At 64.8% G+C, this 19,887-nt stretch carries 20 protein-coding genes and 2 pseudogenes; 11 read left to right on the top strand and 11 right to left on the bottom strand.

The window, feature by feature from the left end; genetic code table 11:
- Window positions 1-38: 38 nt before the first annotated feature.
- Together G6N41_RS05505 and G6N41_RS05500 are read left to right on the top strand one after the other, a co-directional pair.
- On the top strand, window positions 39-1,262 hold the full coding sequence (locus G6N41_RS05505) for an acyl-CoA dehydrogenase family protein (RefSeq protein WP_198966819.1): 1,224 nt from the start codon (window positions 39-41) through the stop codon (window positions 1,260-1,262).
- Window positions 1,263-1,292: 30 nt separating this feature from the next.
- Window positions 1,293-2,348, top strand: coding sequence for a phosphotransferase family protein (locus tag G6N41_RS05500; protein ID WP_198966818.1), 1,056 nt, complete (start codon window positions 1,293-1,295; stop codon window positions 2,346-2,348).
- Window positions 2,349-2,382: 34 nt separating this feature from the next.
- Here G6N41_RS05500 and G6N41_RS05495 read toward each other — a convergent pair.
- The 3 genes and pseudogenes from G6N41_RS05495 to G6N41_RS05485 form a co-directional block, all read right to left on the bottom strand.
- Window positions 2,383-3,256, bottom strand: a pseudogene (locus G6N41_RS05495) (IS5 family transposase).
- 46 nt (window positions 3,257-3,302) lie between these two features.
- Window positions 3,303-4,343 (bottom strand): LLM class F420-dependent oxidoreductase, encoded by a 1,041-nt coding sequence (locus G6N41_RS05490; protein WP_198966817.1) that lies wholly within the window; start codon window positions 4,341-4,343, stop codon window positions 3,303-3,305.
- Between the two features lie 58 nt (window positions 4,344-4,401).
- Window positions 4,402-4,833, bottom strand: a complete 432-nt coding sequence (locus G6N41_RS05485; RefSeq protein WP_198966816.1) for a nuclear transport factor 2 family protein — start codon at window positions 4,831-4,833, stop codon at window positions 4,402-4,404.
- 127 nt (window positions 4,834-4,960) lie between these two features.
- Between G6N41_RS05485 and G6N41_RS05480 the strand changes: the two genes are divergently transcribed.
- Window positions 4,961-5,527 carry a PadR family transcriptional regulator gene (locus G6N41_RS05480; protein ID WP_012392152.1) on the top strand — a complete coding sequence of 189 codons (567 nt, stop codon included), beginning with the start codon at window positions 4,961-4,963 and terminating at the stop codon, window positions 5,525-5,527.
- 139 nt (window positions 5,528-5,666) lie between these two features.
- Window positions 5,667-6,884: a GNAT family N-acetyltransferase gene (locus tag G6N41_RS05475; protein WP_198966815.1), complete on the top strand. Its 1,218-nt coding sequence runs from the start codon at window positions 5,667-5,669 to the stop codon at window positions 6,882-6,884.
- A gap of 50 nt (window positions 6,885-6,934) precedes the next feature.
- Here the strand turns inward: G6N41_RS05475 and G6N41_RS28070 are convergent, their stop codons facing one another.
- From G6N41_RS28070 to G6N41_RS28060, 3 genes are all read right to left on the bottom strand, one after another.
- Entirely contained in the window at window positions 6,935-7,714 is a 780-nt protein-coding gene (locus G6N41_RS28070; RefSeq protein WP_231608846.1) for a hypothetical protein, read from the bottom strand.
- Window positions 7,690-7,971 carry a hypothetical protein gene (locus G6N41_RS28065; RefSeq protein WP_198965176.1) on the bottom strand — a complete coding sequence of 94 codons (282 nt, stop codon included), beginning with the start codon at window positions 7,969-7,971 and terminating at the stop codon, window positions 7,690-7,692. Before G6N41_RS28065 ends, G6N41_RS28070 begins: the two co-directional genes overlap by 25 nt.
- A 72-nt stretch (window positions 7,972-8,043) precedes the next feature.
- Window positions 8,044-8,259 carry a hypothetical protein gene (locus G6N41_RS28060; protein ID WP_220075393.1) on the bottom strand — a complete coding sequence of 72 codons (216 nt, stop codon included), beginning with the start codon at window positions 8,257-8,259 and terminating at the stop codon, window positions 8,044-8,046.
- Window positions 8,260-8,402: 143 nt separating this feature from the next.
- Between G6N41_RS28060 and G6N41_RS05465 the strand changes: the two genes are divergently transcribed.
- The 4 genes from G6N41_RS05465 to G6N41_RS05450 all read left to right on the top strand — a co-directional run bounded on the left by G6N41_RS05465 (window position 8,403) and on the right by G6N41_RS05450 (window position 11,077).
- Window positions 8,403-8,894, top strand: a complete 492-nt coding sequence (locus tag G6N41_RS05465; protein ID WP_020731283.1) for a MarR family winged helix-turn-helix transcriptional regulator — start codon at window positions 8,403-8,405, stop codon at window positions 8,892-8,894.
- Between the two features lie 30 nt (window positions 8,895-8,924).
- On the top strand, window positions 8,925-9,341 hold the full coding sequence (locus tag G6N41_RS05460; protein ID WP_198966814.1) for a DUF5313 domain-containing protein: 417 nt from the start codon (window positions 8,925-8,927) through the stop codon (window positions 9,339-9,341).
- Between the two features lie 95 nt (window positions 9,342-9,436).
- Window positions 9,437-9,835 (top strand): Zn-ribbon domain-containing OB-fold protein, encoded by a 399-nt coding sequence (locus G6N41_RS05455; RefSeq protein ID WP_198966813.1) that lies wholly within the window; start codon window positions 9,437-9,439, stop codon window positions 9,833-9,835.
- Window positions 9,836-9,865: 30 nt separating this feature from the next.
- On the top strand, window positions 9,866-11,077 hold the full coding sequence (locus tag G6N41_RS05450) for a thiolase family protein (RefSeq protein ID WP_198966812.1): 1,212 nt from the start codon (window positions 9,866-9,868) through the stop codon (window positions 11,075-11,077).
- 9 nt (window positions 11,078-11,086) lie between these two features.
- On the opposite strand, the gene G6N41_RS05445 is transcribed toward G6N41_RS05450, so the two are convergent.
- Complete coding sequence (locus tag G6N41_RS05445; protein ID WP_198966811.1) at window positions 11,087-11,662, bottom strand: TetR/AcrR family transcriptional regulator; 576 nt, start codon at window positions 11,660-11,662, stop codon at window positions 11,087-11,089.
- Window positions 11,663-11,976: 314 nt separating this feature from the next.
- Between G6N41_RS05445 and G6N41_RS05440 the strand changes: the two genes are divergently transcribed.
- The 3 genes from G6N41_RS05440 (at window position 11,977) to G6N41_RS05430 (ending at window position 16,424) form a co-directional block, all read left to right on the top strand.
- Complete coding sequence (locus tag G6N41_RS05440) at window positions 11,977-12,843, top strand: amidohydrolase family protein (RefSeq protein ID WP_198966810.1); 867 nt, start codon at window positions 11,977-11,979, stop codon at window positions 12,841-12,843.
- A 13-nt stretch (window positions 12,844-12,856) separates the two neighbouring features.
- Window positions 12,857-15,076 carry an acyl-CoA dehydrogenase gene (locus tag G6N41_RS05435; RefSeq protein ID WP_198967731.1) on the top strand — a complete coding sequence of 740 codons (2,220 nt, stop codon included), beginning with the start codon at window positions 12,857-12,859 and terminating at the stop codon, window positions 15,074-15,076.
- A gap of 154 nt (window positions 15,077-15,230) precedes the next feature.
- Window positions 15,231-16,424 carry an amidohydrolase family protein gene (locus tag G6N41_RS05430; RefSeq protein ID WP_198966809.1) on the top strand — a complete coding sequence of 398 codons (1,194 nt, stop codon included), beginning with the start codon at window positions 15,231-15,233 and terminating at the stop codon, window positions 16,422-16,424.
- A gap of 39 nt (window positions 16,425-16,463) precedes the next feature.
- Here the strand turns inward: G6N41_RS05430 and G6N41_RS05425 are convergent, their stop codons facing one another.
- The 4 genes and pseudogenes from G6N41_RS05425 to G6N41_RS05410 all read right to left on the bottom strand — a co-directional run bounded on the left by G6N41_RS05425 (window position 16,464) and on the right by G6N41_RS05410 (window position 19,194).
- Window positions 16,464-16,730: a YdeI/OmpD-associated family protein gene (locus G6N41_RS05425; protein ID WP_012392139.1), complete on the bottom strand. Its 267-nt coding sequence runs from the start codon at window positions 16,728-16,730 to the stop codon at window positions 16,464-16,466.
- A 50-nt stretch (window positions 16,731-16,780) separates the two neighbouring features.
- A pseudogene (locus G6N41_RS05420) lies at window positions 16,781-17,965 on the bottom strand (MFS transporter).
- A gap of 158 nt (window positions 17,966-18,123) precedes the next feature.
- Complete coding sequence (locus tag G6N41_RS05415; RefSeq protein WP_198966808.1) at window positions 18,124-18,843, bottom strand: NUDIX hydrolase; 720 nt, start codon at window positions 18,841-18,843, stop codon at window positions 18,124-18,126.
- Window positions 18,844-18,852: 9 nt separating this feature from the next.
- Window positions 18,853-19,194, bottom strand: a complete 342-nt coding sequence (locus tag G6N41_RS05410) for a hypothetical protein (RefSeq protein WP_231608845.1) — start codon at window positions 19,192-19,194, stop codon at window positions 18,853-18,855.
- Between the last annotated feature and the right edge of the window lie 693 nt (window positions 19,195-19,887).

Raw genomic sequence — 19,887 nt, 5'->3', positions numbered from 1 at the left:
GGTGGCCGACCCCGTGTCAACAGATGCCAGAGGTTCTCATGTCACTGTTCGATATTTCCGATCGCGCCAAGCAGTACCAATCAGACCTGCTCGAGTTCATGGATTCCCAGGTGTACCCGGCCGAGGCCATCTACGACGAACAGATGCGCGCCGCCGGCGACCCGCATTTCCATCCTCCGATCTTGGAGGAACTCAAGGCCGCGGCCCGAAATCGCATGCTGTGGAACCTGTTTCACCCGCACCCCGAGTGGAGGCCGGGATTGACCAACCTCGAGTACGCGCCGTTGGCGGAGATCCTGGGCCGCAGCCACATCGCCTCGGAGGCCTGCAACTGTAGCGCCCCGGACACCGGCAACATGGAGGTGCTGACCCTCTTCGGCACCGATGAGCACCAGCAGCGCTACCTCAAGCCGCTGCTGGAGGGCAAAATCCGCTCTGCCTTCGCCATGACCGAGCACGCGGTGGCCAGCTCCGATGCGACGAACGTCGAGATGTCGATGGTGCGCGACGGTGACAGCTACATCCTCAACGGGCGAAAATGGTTTGCGTCCAACGGCATGCACCGTAATTGCAAAGTCTTGATCGTGATGGGTAAGACCGACCCCACCGCGCCGGTGCACCGCCAGCAATCGATGATGGTGGTGCCGATCGATGCGCCAGGCCTCACCGTGCGGCGCAACCTGCCCGTCTTTGGCTACCAGGACCGCGAAGGACATGCCGAAATCGACTTCGTCGACGTACGGATGCCGGTCAAAGACGTGCTCAAGGGCGAAGGCGAGGGATTTGCCATCAGCCAGGCCCGGCTGGGCCCCGGCCGCATTCATCACTGCATGCGCGCGATCGGCATGGCGGAGCGGGCGCTGGAGTTGATGTGCAAACGAGCCCAATCCCGGGTCACCTTCGGCGAGCCCATCAGCGAGAACGCGAACGTGCGCGACTGGATCGCCGAGGCCCGGATCGAGATCGAGATGATCCGATTGCTGACCCTCAAGGCCGCCTACCTGATGGATACGGTCGGAAACAAACAGGCCCGTACCGAGATTGCGGCGATCAAGGTGGCGGCCCCCAACATCGCGCTCAAAATCGTCGACCGGGCCATTCAGGTGCACGGCGGTGGCGGGGTCACCGACGACTTTCCGCTGGCGATGGCCTGGGCCCACCTGCGCACCTTGCGGCTGGCAGACGGCCCAGACGAGGTGCACAAACGAGCGATTGCCACTCAAGAGTTGCGCAAGTACCGCAACGGCGGCCACGGATCGTGAACCCGGTCAACCGCACCGGTGCCCGGACCCATGAGTGAGGACATTCCCGGTGTCCACGCCGACGCGGTGTCACGGTGGCTGGTCACGCTGGGGCACCAAGTCGCCGCACCACTGCGTTTTCAACGCATCGGTCTCGGTCAGTCGAATCTGACCTACCGGGTCACCGATGCCGCTGGCCGCGCCTGGGTGCTGCGCCGCACGCCGCTGGGGCATCTGCTGGCCTCGGCCCACGATGTGGTGCGCGAGGCCCGCATCATGGCCGCGCTGGCCGAGACCGACGTGCCGGTTCCCCGGATCCTAGGAGTTACAACGGATTCGGAGTTTTCGGAGGCGCCGTTGGTGTTGATGGAGTTCGTTGATGGATTGGTCGTCGACACCATGGAGGTTGCCGAGGCGCTGACGCCACGGCAGCGCCGCCAGATCGCCTTGTCGTTGCCCCGCACCCTGGCCAAAATCCACGCCGTCGACCTGGCGAAGGTGGGGCTCGACGATCTGGCCAGCCACAAGCCCTACGCCCAGCGCCAGCTCAAACGCTGGGCGGGACAATGGGAACTGTCCAAGACGCGCGAGCTTCCCGAACTTGACGACCTGACCCGCCGGCTGGTCGCCGCCGCTCCCGAGCAACGGGAAATCAGCTTGGTGCATTGGGACTTTCATCTGCGCAACCTGATCACCTCGCCGGAGACCGGCGCGGTGGTGGCGACCCTGGACTGGGAACTGTCGACGCTGGACGATCCGCTCGCTGACATGGGAAGCCTGCTCACCTACTGGATGGAGCCCGGTGAATCTGGCGTCGGTGACTTCGCACCCTCGACCCTCGACGGATTCCCCGACCGCGCCGAAATGACCCGCCTCTATCTAGAGGAGACCGGCCGCGATCCGGCCGCGCTGCAGTACTGGCATGTTCTCGGGCTGTGGAAATTGGCGATCATCGCCGAGGGCGTCATGCGACGGGCGATGGACGAGCCGCAGAACAAGGCGTCTGAGGGGACTCCGACCGTCGCATGGATCGATGCGCGGGTACACATGGCTCGCGAAATCGCCGATGCCGCAGGCATGAACCAAGCCTCCGACTCAGCTTCCTGACCCGGAAAAGCCCCGGGCGCCTAGGTCCTGTCTGCTAATTGCGGACGCGGTGGTAGGTGATGATGGCGGCCAGGGTGACACCGCTGAGGTAGGTCAGGGCGTATTCGTCGTAGCAGGTGGCGACCGCGCGCCAGTGTTTGAGCCCGTTGAAGCTTCGCTCGACGGTGTTACGGTGCTTGTAAATTCGGCCTGAGAACCCCGGAGGCCGTCCTCCGTTGCGGCCTTTGGCTTTGCGGCGGGTGATCTGGTCGCTGCGCTCGGGGATGGTATGGGCGATCTTGAGCCGGCGCAGCTGTGCCCGCGTCGAGTCATAGGAGTACGCCTTGTCCGCCAGCAGGCGAAACGGGGCGTATGAGTTGCTGCACCGGGCGGCCAGCAATGGCCAAAGCATCGGATTATCACCGGCTTGACCGGCCGACAGTGCCAGGGTGACCGGACTGCACAGCTGGTCGGTCAAGGCGTGGATCTTGGTAGTCAGCCCGCCGCGGGAACGCCCAATGGCGTGGTCATCGGGCTCATCGAGATATTTCTTGTAATTCGACAGATCCCCCTGTGCGGCGCCCGGGGCGCGCTCCGGCTGCGTGTCGGTGGGCGCGCACACTGGTCGAATCGACCGACAACAGTACGCCCAGGTCGGCGTCCTCGGCGTCGAGGTCAGAGGCGATCGCCGCGAAGATCCGCGCGTAGATGCCATCGACCGACCAGCGTAGATGCCTCTCGGCCACCGATTGCCAGGGACCGAAGTGCTCGGGCAGGTCACACCACGGAGATCCCGTACGGTAACGCCAGATAATGCCCTCCAGAGTACGTCGATGATCGTTCCACGGCCGGCCACGCCGCCGCCCCGCAGGCAACACCGCCACGATCAGCGACCACAAATCATCAGAAATCGCATGCGTCCGCATCACCCAAACAGCATCAGCCAAAACACCATTCACATTAAGCAGACACGCCCTAGGCGACCAGTTGGCGAAGCGTGTCGATGAGCTTCACCCGCTCGGCAGCCGTTTCCGCCATCGGCGCCACATTCAATGTCGTGACCCCGGACTCGCGGAACGCCGCCAGCCGGTCCCTGACGGACCCTGGCGTGCCGATCAGGTTGACGTCTCGCACCAGCTCGTCTGGGACAACCTTGGCGGCGCCGTCCTTGTCCCCGGCCAGGTACAGCTGCTGGATTCGGTCCGCCTCGGCTCCGTAGCCATATCTGGTCGCCAGCATGTGGTAGAAGTTCTTGCCCTTGGCACCCATCCCCCCGATGTAGAGCGCCAGATGCGGCTTCACTAATTCGCGAAGGGATTCCACGTTGTCACCGATCGCCAGCACCGGGCCGGCATACACGTCGAGTTCGCCCAACGCCGGGTCCCGTTTGGCCCGGCCGGCCGCCAGCGCCTGGCCCCAGACATCTTGGGCCTTCTCCGGCAAGTAGAAGATGGGCTGCCAGCCTTCGGCCACTTCGGCCGCCAACTCGACGTTCTTGGGCCCCAACGCGGCTAGCAAGATCGGGATACGCTCCCGCACAGGCTGATTGATGATCTTGAGTGGCTTGCCCAGCCCGGTACCCTGGTCGGCCGGTAGCGGGATCGTGTAGTGCTTACCCTGATATTCCAGGCGCTCACGGCGCCACACCTGACGACAAATCTCGATGATTTCGCGGGTACGCGCAATCGGGGCGTCATAGGGCACCCCGTGAAAGCCTTCGATCACTTGCGGACCTGAGGCACCGAGCCCAAGGGTGAACCTACCGTCGGATACATAGTCCAGCCCGGCCGCGGTCATCGCCGTCAAGGTGGGCGTCCGCGTGTACAGCTGCAGGATGCCCGAGGCGAGCTGAACGCGGTCCGTGCAGGCCGCCAGGTATCCAAGAGCACTGACGGCGTCGAACGAATACGCTTCGGGCACAAAGACGATGTCCAGTCCGGCACGTTCGAGGTCGGCCACTTCGGCGGCCACCTCCTTGAAGCCGCCCGCGTAATTGATGGCCAATCCGATTCGCATGACCAACACCCTTCCTCAAATTTGTTCACGCTCGGCGCGGAGCCAAGCGATGAAAGTTCTATGCCGCGGCGAACTGCTGGGCCAGTTCCAGCGCCTCTTGTTGGATCCGGTCGAACTGGGCGCCCATCGCCTCCGACAACGCCATGGCACCCGACATTGGCCGCACCATCACCATGAAGTCATCGATCAGCCCGTCCTCGTTGAAATGCAGGAAGTCACAACCCATGACCTTCTTACCCGACGCCCCGGAAGCCCCGGCAATCGTCGCCTCGAACACGAAGGCGTGGTCGCGTCCGTTGCCGTCGGCGATCTCGCGGATGTAGCGAAAGTCTTCGAACACCCGCAGAACACCGCGCAGCAGCGCTGCGGTGATCGCTTTGCCCACGTACGGTTTGAACACTACCGGGCTGGTAAAGACCACCGTGTCGGCCAGCATCGCCTCAACGGCTGTCACATCACGTTCTTCAACCGCCTTACGGAACGGATGCATCAAACACCTCCACCTAGTGTATTTATCGAATATTCATATTTTTAGGTAGCCGCCGTCGCGCCCATAGCGAGCGAACCACTCACGAAGCCAGTTCGCCAGATCTTTCTTGCCATGTATCATTGGCCAGATGTCACTCCGTGACGCGGTTTTGGCTGCCCTCTTGGAAGGCGAGTCGTCCGGATATGACCTCGCGAAAGAGTTCGACGCCTCGATGGCGAACTTCTGGATGGCCACACCACAGCAGCTGTATCGCGAGCTCGAACGCCTGACCGAGCAGGGGCTCATTCAGGCCCGTGTAGTCCACCAAGAGCGCCGGCCCAACAAGCGCATGCACTCGTTGACCGAGTCAGGTCGTGCGGCAATCCTGCAGTTCACCAGCAAGCCGCCCAAGCCCGCGGTGATTCGCGACGAACTGCTCATCAAAATTCAGGCCTGCGATGCCGGAAACATCGACGCCGTTCGGGAATTCGTTGTCGAGCTACTGCAATGGGCCACGGCAAAACTGGAGCGCTACGAGCGGGCGCGCAGGCGCATGCTGGACGGCCGCACCGAGCAAGAATACTTGACCCAGGCCGAACGGATAGGCCCTTACCTGACGCTGCTGCGCGGAATTTCCTTCGAGCAGGCAAATATTCAGTGGGCCGAGCAGACGTTGAAAATCCTGGACTTCCGTCTCGCTACGCAAACGGGATAGAAAGCGACTGCGCGACCCTGGGGAAAAATTGCCCCAGTCGGCAATTTCGGCCGGACACTCGGGCCCATGCCGTCGGCGCGCATGACCCGATCCTGACGCACTGCAGACCAGCCTCGCGCGGACGCGACATGATGGCCGGGTGAGCACCAACATCCGCGTTCTCGACACCGAGCAAGACCTGATGGCGGCGGGCAAAGTGTTCCGCATCGCCATGGTCGGCCTACCCCCCATGCCGAACCTGTCGCCGGGCCAGATCACCACGCTTCTCGAGCCCGGGCGAACCGTGGGCACATTCATCGATGAGCAACTGGTCGGTACCGCCGACGCCGCCACCAGCGACCTGACCCTGCCCGGCGGAGCGATCGTGCGCCATGCCGCCGTGACTCGCATCGGCGTGCTGCCGACGTTTCGCCGCCACGGCATCGCCACCGAGCTGATGAGCCATCAGCTACGCGACTTCGCCGCACGGGGCGAGACGGTGGCGACGCTGCGAGCCTCGGAGGCAACCATCTATGAACGGTTTGGCTACGGCGTGGCCAGTTCAGCGCAGAGCGTTGAAATCCAGACGGCACGGGCGACGTTGCGCCCGGGTGTCGGAACCGGCGGACCGGTGCGGCTACTCGACACCGCCGACAGCTGGGACGTCCTTGCCGGGATCTACGCGAGGAATCGGCCGTCACGACCGGGAACCATTGACCGCCCGGGGGTTTGGTGGCATTTCCAGCGACTGTGCGCCGAAACATCGCCGGGGCCTTCGTATATCGCAGTCCACGGCGAGCCGGGGCGGGAGACGGGATTCGTCCGCTACCGCCCCATCGACACCGAGAAGTGGTTCGTCGCCGACCAACACACCATCGTGGTCGAGGACTTCTTCGCGCCGACCGGTGCGGCCTATCTTGGATTGCTGCGTTTCCTGTTCCGACTCGATCTGATTGACCGCGTGGTCTTCTGGATGCTGCCTTTGGACGATCCGCTGCCCTGGCTGCTTGTTGATCGGCGGGCCATGAAGGTGACGGCGGTGCATGACGAAACGTGGCTGCGCGTGATCGATGTCCGGGCCGCCTTGGCCGCCCGGCGTTATTACGGCGATGGCACCGTCACCATCGCGATCGATGATCCCTTGCTGGCCGGCAACTCGGGTCACTTCACCATCTCGGGCGACGGGGCCGAACCGACGAGTCGGCGTCCCGCGTTGCACCTCGACGTTGCAGGACTTGCCGCCGTTTTGCTCGGTGGCGCGCGTTGGCGCGACCTCGCCATGGCAGGTTTAACCCGGTGCGAGGACCCGACCGCACTTGCCGTTGCCGATCAGCTGTTCGCGGCGCCAGATGCGCCCCACGCCGGGTTCTTCTTCTAGGGCGTACTGGCGTTCTACCAGGTACTGGTGGCGCAGAGCACCGTGATGCATCAAGTCAAGATGCCTGCGAAACCTGGTCCATGCATCACGTAAGGAATGCCCGCGAAATCGGGGTCAGGTGGTGGTCTTGCTTTTGATGCGGATGCCGGCTTTGAGGGCGGGTAGAGCGGCGGGTATGGCGGCGAGGTAGAGCTGTTCGGTCTTGTCTTTGGCGAGTCTGAGCAGGGCGGCTTGCAGGTCGGCGATCTGGCGGGCGATCGCGGCGGGGTTGAGGCTGTTGCGGTAGGTGAGCAGCTCTGTTTGTTGGGCCGCTGAGAGGACTCCGGCGGCCAGCAGCCGGTCCAGGGGGTCTGGGGCTTGTCGTAGAGCCGGCGGCGGTGACCGTCGCGGCTGCAGCCGTAGCCGATGGGTTTGATGGTGGGGGTCAGGTAGTTGAGCCGGTCGTTGACCAGGTGCCACAGCCGGTTGAGCACGGCGCGTTCTTCGTCGGTGTCGTAGCGGTAGTAGAACCCGTAGCGACGCACGAGGTGGTTGTTTTTAGACTCGATGGTGGCCTGGTCGTTCTTCTTGTAGGGCCGTGAGCGGGTGAAGAAGATCTCCATGTCCGCGGCCCACTTGATGACCGCCTTATTGAGGAATTCGGTGCCGTTGTCGAAGTCCAAACCCGTTACCTTATAGGGGATTTTAGTAATTCCGGTTTTGAGGGCGCCCAGGATGTGGGGGTGGGCGTTGTTGCGCACCGTGCGGGTGAACACCCAGCCGATGTGCATGTCGGTGAGGTTGACCGTGCGGGCGAACTCACCTTTCAGTGTCGGGCCGCAGTGCGCCACGGTGTCGCCTTCGAAGAACCCCGGAGATTCTTCGGCCTCATCGCCTGCTTTGCAGATGGTGATCGAGGACCGCAGCAGCGGGAGGGTTTCGTCGTCGACACACCCGAGATCTGGTCGCGGGCCTTGGCGCCGCGCAGGTAGCGGTCGATCGTGGCGCTGCTCATCGCCAACAGCTCGGCACGCACCGCCGGGCCGTAACGGTCACGGCCGTCCACCAGTTCGCCGTGGCGTTCTAGAGCATCCAACTGAAGTGCCATGGAAGCGGCCAGATACCGGCCGCACTGCCCGCCTGAGGCCGCCCACACCTTCTGCAACACCTTGAGCGCATCCTAGGAGTACTTCGGATTGCGTTGCCGGCGAGTCCGTTTGGCGACCTGCCGACCCGCTCCCGGCGGCGCGGCCGCCGCCCTCAACCGCCGCCGGGCGTTGTCACGCGACCAGCCGGTGACCGCCACCACCTGATCCAGAATCTGCCCCTTGTCCGCCTTCGGCACCCCCACATACCCCCTGGCGAACTTCGCGGTGATCTCGGCCCGAGACGACATCGACAGCCCACTTCCCATGCCTGCCGAAGATCGACCGTTTCGCGGGCATTTTTACGTGATCCACCGAGGACGCTTCACGGGCATTTCTCGTGATGCTTGCCGCCCTATTGCTAGTGCACTAACTATTAGGGCACGATGTAGATATGGCCGCACCAACGACGCCGCAGGCCGATCCACTTGCCCTCGAACAGCAGGTGTGTTTCGCGCTCGCGATCACCAATCGGGCCGTCCTGGCCGTCTATCGCCCGCTACTGGAACCGCTTGGCCTGACCCACCCACAATATCTGGTGATGCTGGCCTTGTGGGATAACCAGAGAACATCATCGGGACAGGGTTCGGCGCTGGCGGTCAAGCAGATCGCCGCGACCCTGCAGCTGGATTCGGCCACGCTGTCGCCGATGCTCAAGCGCCTCGAAGCACTCGGCCTGGTCACGCGGACCCGAAACTCGACCGACGAACGCTCCACCGACGTCAAGCTCACCAGGTTCGGTATCGCACTACGCGAACGGGCGGCTGAGGTACCCGCTGCCGTAATCGCGCGCCTGGGCGTCGACCCGACCGAACTCGAGCAGCTCCACCGTGTGCTCACCCGTATCAATGTGGCGGCCTTGGCGGCCGACGCACCGCAGTCCTAACAGTTCGAAATTGTCCCTATAGGAGTCCTGATGGCCGCCGACAAACCGAATTTCTGGCAGTACATTGCCTACTCGTATGGGGAGTGCCTACCCGACTCGATGCGCAGCTGGGTTGCCAACGACCTGGCCGGCAAGGGAGCCATCCGCCGGCACATGATCAGTTGGGCGCTTCCCCCGATTCTGATCCTCGCCCCGTTGTGGCTGTTACCGGCCTCGCTGTATGTGCATTCCGAGATGACGGTGCCGCTCTACATCTGGTCGCTGTTGATCTCGCTGGCCCTGAACAAGGTCTGGCGCCGGCACCGGCTGGCCCAGCACGGTCTGGATCCCAACCTGGTTGACGTGCTCAAACAGAAGAAGCAGGCGCGGATGCACGAGGACTACGCTCGCCGCTACGGCCCGCGGCCCGAAGAGGCGCACTGGCAGTCCAACAGCAGCCCGTTCTAACCGCCTCGAGCGCGGCCGTCGCCGCATCTGTCGCTGATGGCGCGCACTCGCTACGGTCGGGATAGACCGGGGATAGACATGGCGGAGGTGCTCACATGACCAAGCAGATCCCGTTGGTCGACTACCTGATGCTCGACGACGGCGATCCGCACCTCATGGCCCGGGAATGCACCCACTGCGGCGCCCGCTTCTTCGACCGCCGCAACGCGTGCGCCAACTGCTTTGCCACCGAGTTCACCACCGTGCCGGTGCCGACCGAGGGCACGGTGCGCACGTTCACCATCGTCACCTTCGCCGCACCCGGGATCCCCACCCCGTTCATCGCGTCCGTGGTCGACTGCGACGGCACCCAGGTCCGCGCCAATCTCATCAACGTCGACCCCGATCCCGAGCACGTGCACGACGGGATGAAGGTGCGCCTGGCCACCTACGCGATCGGCACCGACGCGCAGGGGAACGAAGCGATCGGCTTCGGCTTCGAGCCCGCCACTTGACCATCCGGCACCGCGGAAAGGGCAACGACGATGAGCGCCAGCGACGAGATTTGGATCCTCGGGATCCGGATGACTAAGTTCGGCAAGCACCCCGACCTCGACACCGTCGACCTGGCGGCCCAGGCCGCGATGAGCGCGCTCGATGACGCCGGCGTGAGCATGGCCGACATCGGCGTACTCGCGGCCGGCAACCTGATGGCCGCCAACGCCGGGATCGGTCAGCAGCTACAAAAACAGATCGGCCAGACCGGCATCCCGGTGTACAACGTGGCCAACGCCTGCGCCACCGGGGCCACCGCATTGCGGACCGCCATCATGGCGGTGAAGGCCGGCGAGGTCGACTACGGCATGGCTGTCGGGGTCGAAAAGTTGTCTGGCGCCGGGCTGCTCGGTGGGGGAGGTAAGAAGAAGAGCGACGCCGACGTCTGGACCCCGGCCGGTCGCTACGGCGCGGTCGCGCCGGTGGATGGGCGGATCGGCACCGAGACCATGCCGGGCGTATTCGCTCAGATCGGCACCGAATACGGACACAAGTACGGCGGCACCAGCTTCGAGCTGTTCGCCAAGATCAGCGAGAAAAACCACGCCCATTCGACACTGAACCCGCTGGCCGCCTATCAGAAGAGGTTCACGCTCGAGCAGATCATGAACGACGTCATGATCGCCTACCCCAACACCCGGCCGATGTGCTCGGCCAACTGTGACGGCGCCGCCGCCGCGATCGTGTGCAATGGCGAGACGCTGAAGTCTCTGTCCGCACGGCAGCGTCGACGCGCGGTGAAGGTTTCGGCATCGGTGCTGACCACCGATCCCTACGAGCCGGGCTGCCAGGTCCTGCCAAACGTCAACACGTTGACCCGCAACGCCGCCAAGACCGCCTACGAGCAGGCCGGCATTGGCCCCAGCGATCTCGATCTAGTCGAGCTGCACGATTGCTTCGCCACCGCCGAGCTGGTGCATTACGACAACCTGATGCTGTGCGAACAGGGCGTTGCCGCAGACTTTTTCGAGTCAGGCGCCCCGTGGCGCGACGGCTCCACGCCGGTCAAAGTGTCCGGCGGGCTGCAGTCCAAGGGCCATCCCATCGCGGCCACCGGCATCGCCAACGTCTGGGAGATCTGCCATCACCTGCGCGGCGAGGCCGGCGACCGTCAGATCGACAACGCCAAAGTCGGGCTGGCTCACGTGATCGGTTTGGGCTCTGCGTGCGGCGTGCACATCCTGGAAAGGTCGGCGGCCTAACGCCCCGCTTCACGGATGCGGCCGGCCTTCATCGAGCAGAGCACGCGCGACCCACTCGACATGGCCGAGCGCTTCCTCCAAGGTCAGCCTGCTGGTCAGCAACCCGGTCAGCGCACCGCTAAGTGCGGCGTTGAGAGCGAAGCTGACATTCGAAATGTCTGCTGGGGCAACACCGTGCAGTAGGCGATTGAACATCTCGACGTTGGTGCGATCCATCTGGTCGATCGTCGCTTTCGCGTCCCGATCGGTAGAGGTCATCATCTGAAGCATCAACGCCGTCATCTCGGGATTTCGACGAAAGGCGCGCAACGCTCGGCGCAGGTAGTCCAGGATGCCCGGCAGCGGGTCTTGATCGGGTGAGCCGCTGGCGCTCAGAATGCGGCGGGTCAGCCGCATCTGCCAGTCCTGAAGCGCCGCCGCCAACAGGTGCTCCTTGGAACTGAAGTAGCGATAGACGGTGGCCAGGGCCACTCCCGAACGCTGGGCCACGTCACGCATCTGTACCGCGTCGGCGCCGACATCGGCGATCAGATCGATCACCTCTTCGATCACTTTTGCGCGACGAAACAGCTGGCTGGCGGTCATCTCCGCCAGCGGAACGACGTCGGGGTTGGCGCGATTGATCCGCGAGCGGCCCTGCGCCGCCTCGGGCGACGGTGTCAGGTCGGGGGCTGATGTACCGATGGCGCGACCTCCGATTCAACCCGACGGCAAGAACGGGCCCCGTTTCCAGAACGCCCTTCTTTGTGTTGACCAAATGCTACGGCATACAAACGGCATATCCGGCCTATTGTGCCAGCTTTCGCCCACCACCGTCCTTGACGTAGGTAGAATTCGGTTTCACCATTGTGTCAGGCGCGGTGCTAGTGTCGAAGACTCGCGCCTGATCGGAGGACGCAATGGCCGGACCTGTCGGTTTGCCGGTGATCGACACCATGATCGGATTCCCGCACAAGGGGTCCGCCCAATATGACTTCATTCGCAAGCAGACCAAGGACCGTGAGTCCAAAGAGAACTTCGAGTTCCCCGTCGAGTACATGTTCAAGGACGTGCCCAAGGGCCTGCCCACCGATGATCCGGTGTCCCTGGTGCTGCAGCAGATGGACCGGTTCAACATCGAGAAGGCCATGATCGGGGTCCGGGAGGACTCCGCGCAGCTGGCACTCGAGACATTCCCCGACCGGTTCATCCCGTCCGGAGCGATAGCCGATCCGAACGATGTGATGGGGTCGGTCGCCGCGATCCGTCGGGAATACGAGCAGTTCGGCATCCGCGCGACCTCAGTGTTTCCGGCCGGCGCCTTCCCCCAAGTCCCCATCGATGATCCGAAGATGTATCCCATCTATGCCACCTGCGTCGAACTCGGCATACCCATCTTCGTCTGCGCCGGCATCCCCGGCCCGCGGCTTCCTTTCCGGCCCCAGGAGGTTTCCCGGATCGACATCGTGATGTTCGACTTTCCCGATCTGGTCTTCGTCACTCGCCACGGCTGCGAACCCTGGGAGGAGCTAGCCGTCAAGCTGATGCTGAAGTGGCCCAACCTGTATTACTCCACCTCTGCCTTCGCACCCAAGTACTACCCGAAGGCCATCATCGACTACGCGAATTCGCGCGGCGCGGACAAGGTTCTCTATGCCGGCTACTTCCCGATGGGGTTGTCACTGGAACGGATATTCAGCGAGCTGCCCAAGGTCGGCCTCAAAGACGAAGTCTGGCCGAAGTTCCTCTACGGCAACGCCGCTCGAATTCTGGGCTTGACGGGCTGACCATCCAGTAGCGCTGGCGATCACGGCCGAACAAGAGCAACTGGCCCAGGCCGTCTCTCAGTTCGCGGCCCGGCATGCGCCGATAGACAAGACCCGGGCCGCATGGGACTCGATCGCGGCCGGCGAATTGCCGCCGTGGTGGGAGGAATTCACCGCGCACGGCTTTCATGCCGTGCATTTGAGCGAGGACGCCGGCGGCCAGGGCGCCACGCTGGCGGACATGGCCTGCGTGCTCGAGGCGGCCACCGCGGCGTTGCTGCCGGGGCCGTTGTTGAGCACCGCGACGGCAAGCGCGGTCGCGGGGTTGGCGGACACATCCGCGGCAGCACTGATAGCGGAGCTGGCTGGCGGCGCTACCGCGGCCGTCGTGCTGCCCGAACATTGCGACGTGCGCGCCGCCCGGGTCGCGGCCGGTTGGCGCCTTGATGGCTCGTCTCATACGACGCTGGGAATCTGTGCGGCGCAACGTGTTCTGCTAGCCGCATGCTCCGAAGACGGCGCCCAGCTGTGGTTCGTGCTGGACCCGCGATCGCCGGGTTCGGGCCTTTCGGTCCAGCCGCAGCGCGGCACCGATCTGTGCACCGACGTGGGTGTGCTGACCCTCGCCGACCATGTCGTACCGGCCGAGTCACTGGTGTCTGGGATCGCGACCGAGCGGGCTCGCTGCCTGGTGGTGGCCCTTGCGGCATGCGCCGCGGCGGGGACGGTACGCCGCGGCGCCGAAGCCGCCGTGGACTATATCCGCACCCGCGAGCAGTTCGGCAAACCCGTTGGGGCCTTTCAGGCCCTGCAGCACAAAGCCGCTGTGCTGCTGGTCAACGCCGAACTGGCCGCGGCAGCGGCCTGGGACGCGGTGCGCGCCGCCGACGAGCCCCTCGAGCAGCACCGCCTGGCCGCTGCGTCGGCCGCCCTGGTGGCGGTGGGTCCGGCCCCCGACCTGACTCTCGATGCCCTGCTGATGTTTGGCGCGATCGGCTACACGTGGGAACACGACATGCACCTGTACTGGCGCAGCGCGATCAGCCTGGCCGCGTCGCTGGGGCCGACAACCCGCTTCAGCCGTGCGGCCGGCGAGCTGGCCCGCACGCTGAGTCGCTCTACCGCAGTCAATTTGGGCAACGTCGAATCCGAGTTCCGGGCCCGAGTAGCGGCCACACTGGACCGGGCACAAGCGCTAGCCAACGAGCATCCCACCGATGACTCCAGGAATCCCGGCCTGGCGCACGGGTCACAACGGGATCTGCTGGCCGAGGCGGGTCTGGCCGGCCCACATCTAGCCAAGCCGTGGGGCCTGGCCGCGACGCCGGTGCAGCAGGTGATCATTGCCGAGGAGTTCAGCAAGCGCCCCGGCGTGACCAAGCCATCCCTGGGTATCGCGGAGTGGATCTTCCCGACGATTCTCGACCGAGGATCCGACCTGCAACGCGACCGGTTCGGGTGGCCCATCCTGCGCGGAACCCAAAGATGGTGCCAGCTGTTCAGCGAACCGGGAGCCGGTTCAGACCTGGCGTCGCTGTGCACCCGCGCCGTCAAGGTCGACGGGGGATGGCTGGTCAACGGGCACAAGATCTGGACCTCCCACGCCGACCAGGCACAGTTCGGGGCGCTGTTGGCGCGCACCGACCCCGACGCGGCGAAACACCGCGGGATCAGCTACTTCCTCGTCGACATGGCGTCCCCGGGCATCGAGGTCTCACCGATCAAGCAGGCCAGTGGCCGGTTCGACTTCAACGAGGTCTTTTTCACCGATGTGTTCGTTGCCGACGACATGTTGGTCGGAAATCCGGGCGACGGTTGGGATCTGGCGGTGGCAACCATGGCCGTCGAACGCACGGCGATAGGTAATTACGTCAATATCGATCGCACGCAGGTACTTCGACACGTGGCGATGGCCGATGGGCTCGACCAAGACGCGGCGCTGCGGGCGGTCGGCGATGTCGAGTCCCACACCACCGCCATCAAGGCGATGGTGTTGCGCGAGACGCTGCGACAGATCCAGGGACAAGTTGCCGGCCCGACCTCCAGCATCGCCAAGTACGCTATGGTGCTGCTGCTGCGGCGGGTCTGGACCGCAACGCTGGGCCTGGCCGGGCGCGTCGCGATGCTGGAGGACTCGGATCCGGCCGTACTCGGGCCGTACTTCGACATGCCTTCCGAGCTCATCGGCGGGGGTACCGCGGAGATCCAGCTGACCGTCATCGCTTCGATGATCCTCGGCCTTCCCCGCAAATAGCTTCACTAAACAGAACACCGTTCTTGCATTTTCCCGGATAGATGAGCGCTATAACGCGCATTTGGCTTGTACAAAGTGAAACATTGTTCTAGCCTTCGATGATGCGGCCTGGCTCGGCTGGATCGGGTCCGGCCACGGAAAGGACACGACGGCGATGAAGACCGAGCTCGGGTTCACGTTCTTCGACTGCGACAACCACTACTACGAGGCGGTCGACGCGTTCACCCGCCACATCGAGCGCGAATACAAAAAGCGTGCCATCCAGTGGGCCCAGCTGGACGGCAGAGCGCGGCTGATCGTCGGGGGCAGGGTAAACAGATTCATCCCGAATCCGACCTTCGACCCGGTCGGCAAGCCCGGCGCGCTCGACGAGTACTTCCGCGGCCGCAATCCCAGAGGCGCCGACCTCAACGCACTGTTCGGCGACCTGGAGCCGATTCGCCCCGAATACCGTGACCGCGACGCTCGGCTGGCGGCCATGGACGAACAGGGCATGCAGGGCTGCATCATGCTGCCCACCCTCGGGGTCGGGATGGAGCAAGCGCTGCTGCCCGACCGGGAGGCCACGGCGGCGACCTTCCGCACCTTCAATCGCTGGATGCAGGAGGACTGGGGATTCGCCTATCAGGAAAGGATTTTCGCCGCCCCATACATCACGCTGTGCATACCGAATAACGCCGTGCGGGAGCTCGAGTGGGCGCTGCGCCACGACGCGCGCTTTATCGTCATGGTTCCCGGACCGGTCTCCACCGAGGTCGGCATGCGTGCGCCCGGTGATCCACTGTTCGACCCGTTCTGGCAGTTGGCCAACGACTCCGGCATCACCGTGTGCTACCACTCGGGCGAGACCTACTACTCGAAGTTCATGCCGGCCTGGGGCGAAGCGGACTACATGATGTCTTTTCAGGCGCTGCTGGGCTTTCGGTCGTTGTTCTCCGGGGATCCGTTGCAGGACACCTTCGCCAACCACTTGCACAAGGGCCTCTTTCACCGGTTCCCCAACCTGCGGATGGCCTGCATCGAGAGCGGCTCGGCCTGGGTCTTCCACCTGTTCGAGAAGCTGACCAAGTCCTACGGCCAGATTCCCTTCATCTATCAGGAAGACCCCCGGGAGACCTTCAAACGCCACGTCTGGGTGTCCCCGTTCTGTGAGGACGAGCTGGCGGACCTGCTGAAACTACTGGGTGCGGATCGCATCATCATGGGTTCGGACTACCCCCACGTCGAAGGACTGGCCGAACCCGCCTCCTACATCAAGGATCTGCAGAACTTCGACTACGCGCCCGACCAGTGTCGCGCCGTCATGCGTGACAACGGCCTCGAATTGGCTCTCCGCCGGCCGGTATGACAGCCGATCGGTCCGGCCCGGAGATTCAGCGCGCCGGGCTCACTTGCCGGTGCGCTCGCGATGCTTGCACCCCGGCCAGCAGCAGGGCCGGCGCTGGCCTTCTTCCAGCTCTTCGCGTGTCCGGCGAATACGGCGCTCACGCGTCTTCTGTTGCTTGGCATCCTCGACCCAGCAGATGAACTCGTTGCGGGCCAAGGGCGTGATGTCGTTCCAGGCGGCCAGCGCGGTGGAGTTGGTCACCAACGCCTCACGCAGGTCTGGGGGCAGCGCGTGTACCACCCCACCGGGCACTTGCTTGCTGCTCACCAGGTCAGCGTAAGCCGGTGCGCGCTGCCCCGTCCGGACTCAAACCCCGATCACCTCGCCCGTCGCCGCGTACCGGCCGCGGCGGCAAGCAGCGCGAGCGCGAACACCGCTCCGGCCCCACCCGAGGTCAGCAGCGGCAGCCGCCCGTCCACACCTCACAGGAACCCGGCCCACAGTCCCGCCGCCAGCACCGCAAATCCGCTCAGGCCCTGGAACACACCTTGGGCGCTGGACTGTAGCTCCGCACCGACAATCGCCGAGATCCAGGCCTTCCCCACACCGTCGTAGCAAGCGGTAAACAGCCCGTAGGCCGCGATCAGCGCCCATGCGGTTGCGGTGTCGGTGGTGATGCCCAGCCCGAGATAGCCGACCGCGAAAAACACCAGCCCGAACGCGTACACCACCGGCCGGCCCATGCGGTCGGCAAGCGCCCCCGCCGGAAAACTCGCCAGTGCGTACACCGCGTTGTAGCCGACGTAGGCCATGATGACGCCCACCACCGAGAAGCCGATCTGCTTGAGCCGCAACAACAGCAACGCGTCCGGGAAATTGGCGATGCTGAACAAGACCAGAAACGAGACCACCGCCCAGTATCGACGGGGCAGCCGCCGGGTCCCGTCGAGTATCGATGCCGGCTTGGCTTTCGCAAGATTGCGCGGTGGTTCCCGAACCCAGGCGATGAGCAGCACGCTGAGCACAGCGGGAATCACAGCCAGGTAGAGCACCGGGCCGATCTGGTGGTGGAACAGTTCGTATCCGGCCAGCCCGAGCAGCGGGCCGATGACCGCACCGAGCGTATCCATGGTGCGGTGAAACCCGAATGCGCGACCGCGCTGCGCCGGCTCGACGCCGTCGACCAGCAACGCGTCGCGAGGCGCACCGCGCAGTCCCTTGCCCAATCGGTCCACAACCCGACCGGCCAGCACACCGGGCCAGGCGCCGGCGGCGGCCACGATGAGCTTGCCCAGCGCCGCCATCCCGTAACCGCTCGCGATCAGTGGGCGCCGGGCGAACCGGTCGCCCAGCGGGCCCGACACGATCTTGGTGAGTGAGGCGGCCCCCTCGGCCGCGCCTTCCACCGCCCCAACCACCGACGGCGGCGCGCCCAATACGGTCGTCAGATAAATCGGCAGCAGCGGGTAGAGCAGCTCGCTGGCCGCATCTTGCAGCAGCGATACCAGCGAGAGCACCCGCAGGTTTCGGGTGAGCCATTGCGGCGCGCTACCGGAAGTCATCGGCGGTCACCTGAAGTCGCCCGCCGCAGGCATTCCCAAGGGGGGCAGCCGGTGCGCTTCGGTGTGTTGAGTGTGCATTTCGAATGAACTTACTGGCGATCCGAAGCCAGCGCCGGGTGTGCGGACGCCACACCGCAGCGGCCTGATTACCCACCGACCTATTTCCAGGCGAAGACCGGTTGTTCGAGTTCGTCGACCGGATCGTCTCGCCCTTCCAGGCACAGCCAGCGCACCTGCAGCAGCACGGCACCCGTCGGCGCGTGAATGAGGTCGTTTCCCAACGGGACTTGAACGACCGGCCTGGGGCTCTCCGGGATGGCGACAAACCGCGGCGAATCCTGACGCTGCAGTTGGTGCAGGCCCACCCGGTAGACCTCCACCACCTCGTCGGGCACCGGGTGCGGATCGAGGCGGCCCCCACCCCAGATCACCACCGGGGTGATGACATATCCCGATCGGGTCGGGTAATCATCGAGCAGGCCCAGCACCGCCGAGTCCGGCAGCCTGATGCCGATCTCTTCGTCCAATTCGCGCAGCGCGGCCTCGATCGCGGTTTCTCCCGGGTCCACGCGTCCGCCCGGCAGTGCCCACTGGGCGGCATGCGCACGGAGCCGAGATGCTCTGCGACACAGGAAGAACGCCGCACCCCCTGACACGTCGACCATGCGGCCGTCGAGTCCGGGCTCCGGCATCGGGCGCCCCCCGATCCACTCGTCGACCGGCGCCGGATCCACCCGGTCCTCGCCGACTTCGGAGTCCACCAGCACCACCGCAACCGCCGCGTGCCGCTTGGTCGGATCGGTGACGGCGCGGCGCTCGTGCGACGTCAGGCGGGCCCGAATCCGCAAACGCAGCGCCTCGTCATAGGTGATCGTCACCGGTCGACCCTATGCCCGGCCACCACCCCGGTGGCTTACCTGTTGCGCGTGGGCGTCCAACATCTGGCGGATCCGATCGACGGCGTCGCGGATCTCCTCGGCGACGCGACGCTCGGGCTGGTCTTGACCCGCGGGCAGGAATCGGCGCCAACTGCCCCACCACGTGCCCAGGCCGGGACCAGGTTCCCGGGCGGTGACATCCCAGACCGCCTCCAGCACGGCCGCCCCGGCACGCGGCGGCGCCACCACCTTGATGGTGATGTCCACGTCATCGAACTGGAGATAGGCGGCGGCCTTGGTGATCCGAACCTCCCGCACGCCACAAAGCTGGGCGGTATCGATGCTGGGCATCTCGGCATGGCTATGCATACGGTGCACGGACCAAACATCGCACGAAGTCATCGATGCGCGACAACTCCGATCGGAGGTTTGACCACCGGCGTCTCGGCCCGCGTTCGGCCAGTCGCGAACCGGCAAGCGCGTGCCGGGGAAGCGGCAGCGAGCCCGCGCTTCCCGTCGTTGGCCGCCAAATATCAACCCCCGCTCGGACATTCACCCGATTCGTCGGTGTCGGCCGCGAAGGCCGCCGCGGGCGGCGACAGCCGGGGCAACCCCAGCTGGGTTCCGGGATTCCAGACGACGCTGTCCCAGCATCGGGGAGGACATATTGCCCGAACCGGACACAGGAGATTAATTTCGAGTCAACCAGCGCCAACGACGGCGAAGCTGGCCGAGGAGGTCCACGCACCTGGACACCAATGCTGAGTTCAACGCGGTGTTGGCGCTGCTCGACAGAACAGCGGCGCTGCGCCATGGTGCCGATGTCGTGCACCGGCGCTTGGGTGCGGACCTGGCGGCCGGAGCCACTCGGATCGCCGAGGACGACACCATGGAAGTGGTCGCGGTCGTGGGCGGCCGCACCGAAGAACTCAACGGCTTGGTCATCGGGCCGCAGGAAGGGCTCGGCGGGCAGGCGGCCGTGCTCCGCCGAACTGTCGCGGTGCAGGACTACTGCATGAGCCGGGACATCACCCACGACTTCGA

The organism is Mycobacterium shottsii (genome assembly GCF_010728525.1).
In the GTDB taxonomy this organism is placed as follows: Bacteria; Actinomycetota; Actinomycetes; order Mycobacteriales; family Mycobacteriaceae; genus Mycobacterium; species Mycobacterium marinum.
This window is presented reverse-complemented; position numbering and strand designations above follow the sequence as displayed.

Bases quoted from the DNA above. Each gene is read 5' to 3' on its own strand.
- G6N41_RS05505 (WP_198966819.1), top strand. From the start codon at position 39: ATGTCACTGTTCGATATTTCCGATCGCGCCAAGCAGTACCAATCAGAC.
- G6N41_RS05500 (WP_198966818.1), top strand. From the start codon at position 1,293: ATGAGTGAGGACATTCCCGGTGTCCACGCCGACGCGGTGTCACGGTGG.
- G6N41_RS05490 (WP_198966817.1), bottom strand. From the start codon at position 4,343: ATGCGAATCGGATTGGCCATCAATTACGCGGGCGGCTTCAAGGAGGTG.
- G6N41_RS05485 (WP_198966816.1), bottom strand. From the start codon at position 4,833: ATGCATCCGTTCCGTAAGGCGGTTGAAGAACGTGATGTGACAGCCGTT.
- G6N41_RS05480 (WP_012392152.1), top strand. From the start codon at position 4,961: ATGTCACTCCGTGACGCGGTTTTGGCTGCCCTCTTGGAAGGCGAGTCG.
- G6N41_RS28065 (WP_198965176.1), bottom strand. From the start codon at position 7,971: ATGGCACTTCAGTTGGATGCTCTAGAACGCCACGGCGAACTGGTGGAC.
- G6N41_RS28060 (WP_220075393.1), bottom strand. From the start codon at position 8,259: ATGTCGTCTCGGGCCGAGATCACCGCGAAGTTCGCCAGGGGGTATGTG.
- G6N41_RS05465 (WP_020731283.1), top strand. From the start codon at position 8,403: ATGGCCGCACCAACGACGCCGCAGGCCGATCCACTTGCCCTCGAACAG.
- G6N41_RS05460 (WP_198966814.1), top strand. From the start codon at position 8,925: ATGGCCGCCGACAAACCGAATTTCTGGCAGTACATTGCCTACTCGTAT.
- G6N41_RS05455 (WP_198966813.1), top strand. From the start codon at position 9,437: ATGACCAAGCAGATCCCGTTGGTCGACTACCTGATGCTCGACGACGGC.
- G6N41_RS05450 (WP_198966812.1), top strand. From the start codon at position 9,866: ATGAGCGCCAGCGACGAGATTTGGATCCTCGGGATCCGGATGACTAAG.
- G6N41_RS05445 (WP_198966811.1), bottom strand. From the start codon at position 11,662: ATGACCGCCAGCCAGCTGTTTCGTCGCGCAAAAGTGATCGAAGAGGTG.
- G6N41_RS05440 (WP_198966810.1), top strand. From the start codon at position 11,977: ATGGCCGGACCTGTCGGTTTGCCGGTGATCGACACCATGATCGGATTC.
- G6N41_RS05430 (WP_198966809.1), top strand. From the start codon at position 15,231: ATGAAGACCGAGCTCGGGTTCACGTTCTTCGACTGCGACAACCACTAC.
- G6N41_RS05410 (WP_231608845.1), bottom strand. From the start codon at position 19,194: ATGCCCAGCATCGATACCGCCCAGCTTTGTGGCGTGCGGGAGGTTCGG.